At 66.4% G+C, this 8,615-nt stretch carries 14 protein-coding genes; 10 read left to right on the top strand and 4 right to left on the bottom strand.

Annotated features, from left to right (window positions below; all coding sequences use genetic code 11):
• The 4 genes from AB1609_10195 to AB1609_10180 form a co-directional block, all read left to right on the top strand.
• Positions 1-249: oligopeptide/dipeptide ABC transporter ATP-binding protein (locus tag AB1609_10195; protein ID MEW6046836.1), on the top strand; the 249-nt coding region annotated here is incomplete at its 5' end.
• Complete coding sequence (locus AB1609_10190; GenBank protein ID MEW6046835.1) at positions 242-1,201, top strand: ABC transporter ATP-binding protein; 960 nt, start codon at positions 242-244, stop codon at positions 1,199-1,201. The genes AB1609_10195 and AB1609_10190, both read left to right, overlap by 8 nt.
• A 114-nt stretch (positions 1,202-1,315) precedes the next feature.
• A complete protein-coding gene (locus AB1609_10185) occupies positions 1,316-2,371 on the top strand; it encodes a cellulase family glycosylhydrolase (GenBank protein MEW6046834.1) in 1,056 nt (351 codons plus the stop codon).
• A 196-nt stretch (positions 2,372-2,567) separates the two neighbouring features.
• On the top strand, positions 2,568-3,521 hold the full coding sequence (locus AB1609_10180) for a GNAT family N-acetyltransferase (protein ID MEW6046833.1): 954 nt from the start codon (positions 2,568-2,570) through the stop codon (positions 3,519-3,521).
• Here AB1609_10180 and AB1609_10175 read toward each other — a convergent pair.
• On the bottom strand, positions 3,518-3,643 hold the full coding sequence (locus AB1609_10175; GenBank protein MEW6046832.1) for a zinc-binding dehydrogenase: 126 nt from the start codon (positions 3,641-3,643) through the stop codon (positions 3,518-3,520). The genes AB1609_10180 and AB1609_10175 overlap by 4 nt on opposite strands.
• Before the next feature lie 112 nt (positions 3,644-3,755).
• Here AB1609_10175 and AB1609_10170 point away from each other — a divergent pair, with 112 nt between their 5' ends.
• Entirely contained in the window at positions 3,756-4,019 is a 264-nt protein-coding gene (locus AB1609_10170) for a hypothetical protein (protein MEW6046831.1), read from the top strand.
• A 12-nt stretch (positions 4,020-4,031) separates the two neighbouring features.
• On the opposite strand, the gene AB1609_10165 is transcribed toward AB1609_10170, so the two are convergent.
• From AB1609_10165 to AB1609_10155, 3 genes are all read right to left on the bottom strand, one after another.
• Positions 4,032-4,574: a hypothetical protein gene (locus tag AB1609_10165; protein MEW6046830.1), complete on the bottom strand. Its 543-nt coding sequence runs from the start codon at positions 4,572-4,574 to the stop codon at positions 4,032-4,034.
• Between the two features lie 348 nt (positions 4,575-4,922).
• Positions 4,923-5,432 (bottom strand): hypothetical protein, encoded by a 510-nt coding sequence (locus AB1609_10160; protein ID MEW6046829.1) that lies wholly within the window; start codon positions 5,430-5,432, stop codon positions 4,923-4,925.
• Positions 5,429-5,926: a hypothetical protein gene (locus AB1609_10155; protein ID MEW6046828.1), complete on the bottom strand. Its 498-nt coding sequence runs from the start codon at positions 5,924-5,926 to the stop codon at positions 5,429-5,431. Before AB1609_10155 ends, AB1609_10160 begins: the two co-directional genes overlap by 4 nt.
• A gap of 182 nt (positions 5,927-6,108) precedes the next feature.
• Here AB1609_10155 and AB1609_10150 point away from each other — a divergent pair, with 182 nt between their 5' ends.
• The 5 genes from AB1609_10150 (at position 6,109) to AB1609_10130 (ending at position 8,598) form a co-directional block, all read left to right on the top strand.
• Entirely contained in the window at positions 6,109-6,549 is a 441-nt protein-coding gene (locus tag AB1609_10150) for a cupredoxin domain-containing protein (protein MEW6046827.1), read from the top strand.
• Positions 6,546-7,244, top strand: a complete 699-nt coding sequence (locus tag AB1609_10145; protein ID MEW6046826.1) for a GAP family protein — start codon at positions 6,546-6,548, stop codon at positions 7,242-7,244. Before AB1609_10150 ends, AB1609_10145 begins: the two co-directional genes overlap by 4 nt.
• A 98-nt stretch (positions 7,245-7,342) precedes the next feature.
• A complete protein-coding gene (locus AB1609_10140) occupies positions 7,343-7,552 on the top strand; it encodes a YHS domain-containing protein (GenBank protein MEW6046825.1) in 210 nt (69 codons plus the stop codon).
• A gap of 617 nt (positions 7,553-8,169) precedes the next feature.
• Positions 8,170-8,364 (top strand): hypothetical protein, encoded by a 195-nt coding sequence (locus AB1609_10135; GenBank protein ID MEW6046824.1) that lies wholly within the window; start codon positions 8,170-8,172, stop codon positions 8,362-8,364.
• 33 nt (positions 8,365-8,397) lie between these two features.
• A complete protein-coding gene (locus AB1609_10130; GenBank protein ID MEW6046823.1) occupies positions 8,398-8,598 on the top strand; it encodes a hypothetical protein in 201 nt (66 codons plus the stop codon).
• Positions 8,599-8,615 lie beyond the last annotated feature (17 nt).

The raw sequence follows: 8,615 nt of genomic DNA, 5'->3' as shown, positions 1-8,615 counted from the left end.
AACGCGCTCCATCCCTACTCCCAAGGACTGCTCCGCTCGACCTTGGACGTCGGTGCCGAAGACGCCCGCCTCCAGCCCATCCCGGGGAATCCGCCCAACCTCCTCGCGCCTCCGCCGGGATGTCGCTTCCATCCCCACTGTACGTTGAGGCAGCCCATCTGCGAGCGAGAACAGCCCGCCCTCCGTCCGGTTGGTGGGGGACATGAGGTTGCGTGCCATTTAGTCCAAGGAGGGGCCCCACATGTCTGAGCTTCTGGTCGTGAAGGACCTGAAAAAGTCGTTCCCGCGGGGGGGCAAGGTCCTCAAGGCGGTGGACGGCGTCTCCTTTGCCATCCGCCCCGGGGAGACGCTGGGTCTGGTCGGCGAGAGCGGGTCGGGCAAATCCACGCTGGGTCGGGCCATCCTGCGGCTCATCGAGCCCGATGCCGGGCAGGTGATCTTCGACGGCGTCGACCTGCGCCAACTCGACAAGGAATCCCTCCGTGCGAAGCGCCGGGAGATGCAGATCATCTTCCAGGATCCGCTCGCCTCCTTGAACCCGCAGATGAGCGTGGGGCAAGCCATCGAAGACCCGCTCGTGATCCACCAGATCGGCACTCCGGCCGAACGCAAGGAGATCGTCGCCGATCTCCTGGACACCGTGGGCATCGGACGGGAATTCATCGGCTCCTTTCCCCACGAATTCTCCGGCGGCCAGCAGCAGAGAGTCGGCATCGCCAGGGCGTTGGCCTTGAAACCCAGGTTCATCGTCTGCGACGAGCCCGTCTCGGCGCTGGACGTCTCGATCCAGGCCCAGATCATCTCGCTCTTGATCGATCTGAAGGGGAAGTTCGGTCTCTCCTACCTGTTCATCGCCCACGATCTCGGGGTCATCAAGCGCGTCTCCGATCGCATCGCGGTGATGTACTTGGGCCGGATCGTCCAGATCTGCGATAAGGAAGAGCTCTTCCGCAACCCCCTGCATCCGTACACCAAGGCGCTGATCTCGGCCGTGCCGAGGATCCCACGGAATGGTAGGCCGGTCAGACGCTTCGAAACCCTCAAGGGAGAGATCCCCTCGCCCATCGATCTGCCAAAGGGCTGCCGGTTCCATCCACGCTGTCCCGTGGCCGAACCGGAGTGCCGCGCGGCCGAGCCGGAGCTCCAGGAGGTCGCCCCGGGCCAGTGGGTCGCCTGCCACCTGCATGCGCCGAGACGGTGACGGAGCTCAGGGTGTACGGGGACGCGCTGGCGGGGAATCTCATCCCCCACGCGGTGATGCGGGCGGAGGAGGAGGTCGGAGTGGTGTTGGGCTAATGGGGGTAGGAGGTCACGCATGCAGTATCGGAAGGGGGATGGAACGATGGAGCCCTCCCTGCGTTTCGGCACCAATGTGAGCCATTGGCTCTCCCAGTCCAATTTGGACCGGAACCATCTGGCCTCGTTCTTCACCGAGGAGGACGTGGCGCGGATCGCCTCGTGGGGCATGGATCACCTCCGCCTCCCGGTGGACTACGGCCTCTTCGAGCACGAGGGGGCGCCCTCGTGGTTCTCCGAGGAGGGGCTCTCCTGGGTCGATCGCGCGGTCGAGTGGACCCGGCGGGCCGGCCTCTGGATGGTCTTGGATCTCCACTGTCTGCCAGGGCACAGTTTCATGACCGAGGATCACAACCCCATCTGGGATGAGGGTTCGCCGTACCGACGGCGGGCGGTCGCGATCTGGGAGATGCTCGCCCGTCGCTACCGCGGCCAGGCTCACGTGGTCCTGGAGATCTTGAACGAGCCGGTGGCCAAGGACGACGAGGACTGGAACGAGCTGGCCGCCGAGTTGCACGCGGCCATCCGCCGTCACAACGAGGAGAGCTGGGTCATGGTCCCCTCGAACCGTTGGGATCATGCCAGTAGGTTCGCGACCCTCCGAGCGCTTGCCGACGCGCGGGTCATCTACACCTTTCATTTCTATGAGCCGATGCTCTTCACGCACCAGAACGCGCCGTGGGTACCGCCATTGACGTTGCTTTCAGGCAGGAAGGTCCCGTACCCGGGCCCTCTCCCCGAGGAGATCCTGGAGATCCACGAGGATTACCACCGGGCCTTCGGTTTCATGGCCCGGGCGCCTTACGGCCGCTCGTACCTGGAGGAGAACCTCCGTCCGGTTCTGGAGTTCCGTGCCAGGCACGGCGTACCGATCTATTGCGGGGAGTTCGGGGTGATCGAGGGTGCCCCGCAGGAGGATCGCCTGCGCTGGTACGCTGATGTGGCCGCGCTCAACCGAAGTCACGGGATCGGCATGGCCAACTGGGATTACAAGAGCGATAACTTCGGCCTGGTGGACAACGCGGGCCGCGTCAACGAGCGTCTCCTCGAGACGTTTCAACGGAACGCCCGTTGAGCCGCGGCCCGCCCGCGGCCCCGGTAGGAGGCCCGAAGGCCGTCATGGCGCTTCCGGCGGCGGCCAGGACGCCAGCCGCGCCGCCATCGCCCCCGGAGCTGCGCCTTCAAGGCTCCGCGGCGCAGCCGAAAGGGCTGCAGGCACACACATCGAAGTTTCGGTGGGGCGACCATCCGAGCCCCGGGGAGGGAGGCCCTTGCTGGATCCGCGACAGCACCCCGGCGCGCTTAGCCTGCGCCGGGCCCGCCCAGGCGAGGAGGATGCGGTGCTGATTCCGTGCACCCAGCCGCCGCCGGTGCCGCCCGGAGGCTGCCTCGAGCGCTGGCGGGAGGCGGTTGAGGCCCGGAGAGCGTGGCTCCGGGAGGGCCTGACCTCGGATGGGCTGCGGGTGATGGTGGCATGGGTGCCGGCCCCGCCGGACCCGTTCATCGACTACCCGGGCGTAGGGCCCGTCGCCACTCAAACGCTCGCCTCCGCCGGGCAGATCCCGGCCGGGCTCGTGGAGTATGCGCCCGTGACCTCTGCGGCGGAGCCCGTTCGGGGAGAAGGCGCCTGGGTCATCCACTGTGTCTGGGTCATTCCGCCTTACTCGAGGCGAGGGATTGGAGCCGAGCTCGTCACGGAGGTGCTGCGCGATCTCCGGCAGGATCCCGGTCGACGAGGGTGCACTGGAGTCGCCGTGGTGGCTTACGAAGGCGAGAGCTGGTGGGGCTTTTTTGACTGCATGCCGGCCGCTTTCTTTTCCCGGCTCGGCTTCGTGCCCGTGGATCGGGACGGCCGGCGGGTGCTCATGTATCGGGCGCTCGACCCGCAAACGCCTCCTCCCTATCTCATCCCGCCTCGCACCGAGATTGACACCCCGCAGGGGCCCGGCAGCCAGGAGGGTTCGGCCACGGCCGTCAGGCTGGTGTACCACAGCCGCTGCCCGGCTGCCGTTCTCGTCAAGGAAACCGTCGAGATTGAATTCGCCCACCGGCGCGACGTGCACTTTGACGCTCTGGACTCCCGGGATCGGAAGATCCTTCTCCGGTACGGTGTGGCCAACGGCCTCTATGTCAACGGCCGCCTCGCCATGCACAAGGTCCCCTCGGCGACCGAGGTCGTCAGCGCCGCCGGCAGGAAGACGTCCCCCCATGATCCCGGCCGCTAGGCCGGCACTTCGAGCACGACCTTGCCCCTGCCATGCCCCGTCTCCAGCCGTTCGTGGGCCTTTGCGACCTGATGGAGCGGCAGCACCTGGTCGACAACGGGCCGGACCTGTCCCCGTTCGATGAGGACCCGCAGCGCATCCAGTTTGTCCCTGCCCCGCAGCAGGAACAGGAAGTGCGTGGGGTTCCTGCCAGCCTGGTCATACTAAGCCTGGCACGACGGGAGGGAGACGGTCTTGCCCGATCGGGTGCTTGACCTTCGGCCACGCATCGATGAGGAGAAGCTGCGTCTCGTCGAAGACGAGCTGGATGGGCTCGGCCCCGAAGACACCCTCACGCTCGTGTTCGAGCGCGAGGACAGCCACGAGACCGAGCCCATCGTGAAGTTGCTCCACGAGCGAGGTCTCGGCTGGCAGCCCAAGGGCGGCCACCGGGACACGTATGCGATTCACGTCGGGCGGAAGTTCACGCTCCCTCGCGGGCCCGACGAAGACCGATGACCGCCGCCGGGCTCACCCGTCGACCGGGGGCGGAGGCACGGTCCACGTGGAGCCTGCGATCGGCACCAGGTCCACCGTGATGCTCGTCTCGCCGACTCCCGCCTGCCCAAACCGGTCGGTGACGCCTGCCGTCATGGTGAGCTGCGTCGCATCCTGAGGTACTGACCCACCCACGAACCAGACGAAAAGCGTCTGTGCAGTCCCGTCTGTGAGGCGCCCGGTTGAGCCTGCAAACTGAAAGAGGGCGGCCAGGTTGGTTCCGGACGGGAAGACGGTGCCCGACGGTGTGATGAACGGTAGGCTGAAGGTGAACGTGAACTTCGGGAAGTTCGGGTTCGGATCCGGCGGCGTCGCCGGCGTCGAAACCGGCCCCGGCGTCACCTGGAGGTTGCCGATCGGCGCCGTCACGCCGACGACGATGACCACCCCCTGCCCCTGAACGATGGGAGTCGGCTGCCCCGACGTGCCCAGGCCCGTTGCCACCCGGGCGTCGGGCTTGGGGCTCACGAACCGGATCAGCGGCGGCACGAAGGGGAAGATGCCCTCCACATGCACAGCGGTTCCCTCCCTGGCAGTGCCTCAGCGGTGGCCGGGTCTGGTCCAGCCTATGGCGAGCAGGTCCCTCGGTGTCATAGTCCCGGGGTCACGCGCATCGGCCTTCATCGTTCAAACCGTTTGAAGCATTCACACGGTCGGGGGGTCGCCCGCACGCGCACGCCCGCGGCGCCTACCGGCAGGGCGGCTGCACGTACGGCGAGCCAAGGCCATCATCGGAGGGCTCGCCCGAGTGGTAGGCCATCCCTTCACCGTCATACCGGTGGACATGTCCCGCTATGGCGCAGGCGGCTGCGTGGGCTGGGGTACGTTACGAGATCTGAGGTATCCTGCCGCCGTGCCGGCTGCTCAAGCCGGGCGGTGGCATGCCGGCGCAGCAGTGCTCGCCGCCACGGAAGGCAGGGTTCGGCGCATTCGCCGTACGTGACGGCCCATGTAGATCACGCCTGCCACGTTCATCGCAAGCCCGACCAGAGCCAGCGGCGTCTTGATGTCGTTGAGGAAGATGGCCGCCCCGGACAGCCCCACCACCGGCAGGACGTCGGCCAGATGGTGGGCGCAGCACGCGAGCATGGCGGTGCCGCTTACGCCAGTGCTGCCGGCAGTGACCGCCACGTGCCCTCGGGAGGCCCGGTGCAGCCGCCGCAGGTAGACGTACAGGGCAACCTGCGTGCCAAACCCCAGGGTGATGGGTGCGATGAACCAGAGGTCATCCCTGAACTGCTGGAAGGCGTGGGCCGGGTCCTGGGCCAGGGCCACGATAGCCAGGTAGAATGCAACGAGCCCGGCACTTGCCGCCATACCGCTCAGGACGACGCGCCTGCGCTGCCCGGGCTCCACCCCGAGGCTGAGACTCATGACGATACCCCCACATCCCAGCGGAAGACGCGCTCACCCACGCCCGCGACGTCACGCACCAGCAGCTCCAGGAACCGTGTGCCGCTGATGAACTTTACCGGTACGGCAAACGTCAGAACGCCCTTGCGGTGGTGGCCCCCACGTGGGGCCTCCCAAGACGCAGGATGGACGGTCTCGCCGCGGTCGTTGCGCAAGACGGCCAGCTTCGCGAGGTCGTAAGCGTCCAGGTTGATGGAGTGCGTATCCATGGCCACCTGAAAGGCGACCGTGAGCTGGTCGCCTTTACTTTGCGCCAGCCCGTCCCAGGAGACGGCCACGGTGACCCGCCCGCCTTCGGAGTACAAGGTTGCGCCTTCAGCCAGCCGATTGCCCGATGCAGCCTGGGCGCCCTGGGGCGGCGAGTTTTGCTGGCTGCCAGAGGCGACCAGTCCGCCCGCCAGCAGGACGGCTGCTGCGACGGTGACGAGGGTGCCTTTCACGAGACCTGCTTTCACAAGCGCCACGCCCCCTGCTCGGAGCCTGCGACTCCACTCAGTGAGCCTACCGCCTGCGCCTGAGGGGAGGCTGAAGGTTTCCTGAGAGTTTGCTTAGAAAACGTGGCGGGTTCTCAGGTTCTTCTCAGGAACTGGTCGTAAAATACGGCCGCCCGGTACGCTCGAAGCGGGGGCGGTGCAGCATGGGCCACAAGCATCACCAGGCGACTGCGCCGGGGATCGGGCGCGGGGTTCGGGTGACCCTCCTGATCGCACTGTCAGGAGCCATTCTGGGAACCGGCGTGTGGCTCTCGCTGCCCAGGGCACCGGCCCGCTCCGGCGACGCCGATTTCGAACTCGTTGTCACGATGGGCGGCTTCAGCCCCCGCCAGCTCAAGGCGCGGGCAGGCCGACCGGCCCGCCTTCGCCTGGTGAATCCTGACAGCCCCTATCACGCTGACGGCGGGGGCGTGCACGGGTTCACGGTGCCCGACCTGGGCATAGACGTTCAGGTGCCGCCCCACTCCACCATGGAGATCGACCTTCCGGCGGCGGCGCCCGGTGAGTACCCGTTCTATTGCGACACCTGCTGCGGCGGCAAAGAGAACCCCTTCATGCAGGGAGTCCTGAAGGTCGAGGCATGACCGGGGGAGACGTCCTTACCGTTGCAGCCGTTGCGGGAGCCGCGCTGCTGGACAGCCTCAACCCCTGTGCCTTCGCGCTCCTCCTGGTCTTTGTGGCGACCACCCTCTCCATGGCCTCTCGCGTGCCCGTTCGAGCCCGCCTCCTTGGGCTTGGGAGTGCGTATATCCTGGGCGTTTTCGTCACCTACCTGGGCCTGGGGCTCGGCCTGGGTTCGTTTCTGCGGATATCGCAGGCCTTGAGCGGCACCCACCTGGCCGCGAGGCTGGCTGCGTGGGTTGCTATAGGGCTTGGCGTTGTGGCCCTGCAGGAAGCACTCGCGCCCGAGTGGGGGACGCGCCTGGCCGCGCACGTCGACGCCGGACGCCTCAAGCGTCGCATCGGGCAGGCGGGCCCCGCCGTCTTGTTCAGTGCCGGCGCCCTGGTGGGGCTGTGTACGGTGCCGTGTTCGGGTTCTGTGTACCTTGCGGTGCTGGGTCTGCTGTCGGCACAGGAGAGCGCGGGGCGTGGCCTCGCCCTGCTCGTTTTCTACAACCTCGTCTTCGTCGCGCCGCTCTTTGCCATCCTGCTTGCCTGTGCCGCCCGCCCGGTCTGGCGCGCCCTGGCACGCTGGCAAGTGCACCACCGAGCGGGCCTCAAGCTGGGCGTCGGCATTGCGTCGGCGGCGGTGGGGCTCATCACGCTTGCCGTCGTTTGAGAGTCTCCGGCGATTGCTCTAAGCCGATTCTCAGCTTGCTCTCACCTCGGTTTAAGAAACGGAGGGTACCATGCAGCCGGAGCTGAGGAGATGAGTACATGAGCATGGAACAAGCCGTCAAGGTGTACTGTCCGGTTTGCGGGCAGGAGGTGGATCCGTCTACCGCCCCTTCCCTGACCTACCAGGGAAAGACCTACTACTTCAAGTGCCACCGCTGCATGCAGCGCTTCCTGCTGGCGCCCGAGCTGTTCGTGGGCGCCGAACGGGAACCCAAAGACGGCAACCTCCACGGGCGGGGCTGCTGCTAAACGGGTTTCCAGACGCCGAACGCTGCCCCCACGCGGGGGCTTACGAGTTCGCAAGCGAGGAGGATGCGTTGACGATGGGATGCTGCGGCGGGCATTTCGAAATGCACGACGACCGGGAGAAGCGCCGAACTCAACAGCGAGCCCATCAGCATCACGACGCCGAGCTCGCATCATCACCCGAGGTGGAACAACCCTCCATCAACCGGTGGATCGCGCCACTCCTGTTCGGAGTGGGTGCAGCGCTCCTCTACCTCATCCTTCGCTGACGCCAGGAAGCTCACGGGCGCCGCACGTACCCGAGGGGATTCACCAGCTTGCCGTTGATGCGAACGCGGAAGTCCAGGTGCGGCCCCGTGCTGCGCCCGCTCGATCGCGAAATGGCGATGGCCCGTAAAACATCTTGGCCGTTATCGCCCAGGCGCAGAATTCGGCCCCCACTGCTGGCTGCAGCTGGCGGCTGAGTCAGGCCCGGCCTGTCCGGGTCATCGTATTCCGGCTGAGAAAACCCTGAGGAATCCCTTAGAGTTTCCTGAGAGATCCAGGGAAAGGGCGGCCATGCTAACGGGTGCGGTCTCAAGAACAGCCAGGAATTGAAGCCAGGAGAGGGGGACAACGTGATGCCAGCACACCAGCAGGTCGCCCAGTGCGTCCAGCAGTGCGTTCAGGCGGCCAACCAGCTCCGGTCCGCGGTGAACCAAATACCCGATAACCGGGCACGGGAGATGGCCACGTCGGCCGCCGCGCACATCGAAATGTGCATCCACCACTGCGAGGATGCGATGCGCTACAGCCAGGCCACCGGCCGGTTCTAGAAAGGCCTGAACGTCGTGGAAAGGTGAGAGTGCATGCCCGCCCATCAAACCCTATCCGATTGTATCCAGATGTGCCAGCAGACGGCCCAACAACTGCGAAGCCTTGCTGGCCAGGCAACCGATCCTACTGTTCGAGACAAGCTGAACGAGGGAGCCCACCATCTGGACCTCTGCATCACCGAATGCAACTTCGCCATGCAGCGCGCCGGCGCCATGGCGGGGGCCATGCGGTAAGCACGGCAAAGACTGCA

Source organism: Bacillota bacterium, assembly GCA_040754675.1.
In the GTDB taxonomy this organism is placed as follows: Bacteria; Bacillota; Limnochordia; order Limnochordales; family Geochordaceae; genus Geochorda.
Note: the sequence above shows the minus strand (reverse complement) of the source record. Positions and strands in the feature narration are given on the sequence as shown.

Coding starts and splice junctions, on each gene's coding strand:
- AB1609_10190 (MEW6046835.1), top strand. CDS start 242: ATGTCTGAGCTTCTGGTCGTGAAGGACCTGAAAAAGTCGTTCCCGCGG.
- AB1609_10185 (MEW6046834.1), top strand. CDS start 1,316: ATGCAGTATCGGAAGGGGGATGGAACGATGGAGCCCTCCCTGCGTTTC.
- AB1609_10160 (MEW6046829.1), bottom strand. CDS start 5,432: ATGAGTCTCAGCCTCGGGGTGGAGCCCGGGCAGCGCAGGCGCGTCGTC.
- AB1609_10150 (MEW6046827.1), top strand. CDS start 6,109: ATGGGCCACAAGCATCACCAGGCGACTGCGCCGGGGATCGGGCGCGGG.
- AB1609_10145 (MEW6046826.1), top strand. CDS start 6,546: ATGACCGGGGGAGACGTCCTTACCGTTGCAGCCGTTGCGGGAGCCGCG.
- AB1609_10140 (MEW6046825.1), top strand. CDS start 7,343: ATGAGCATGGAACAAGCCGTCAAGGTGTACTGTCCGGTTTGCGGGCAG.
- AB1609_10135 (MEW6046824.1), top strand. CDS start 8,170: ATGCCAGCACACCAGCAGGTCGCCCAGTGCGTCCAGCAGTGCGTTCAG.
- AB1609_10130 (MEW6046823.1), top strand. CDS start 8,398: ATGCCCGCCCATCAAACCCTATCCGATTGTATCCAGATGTGCCAGCAG.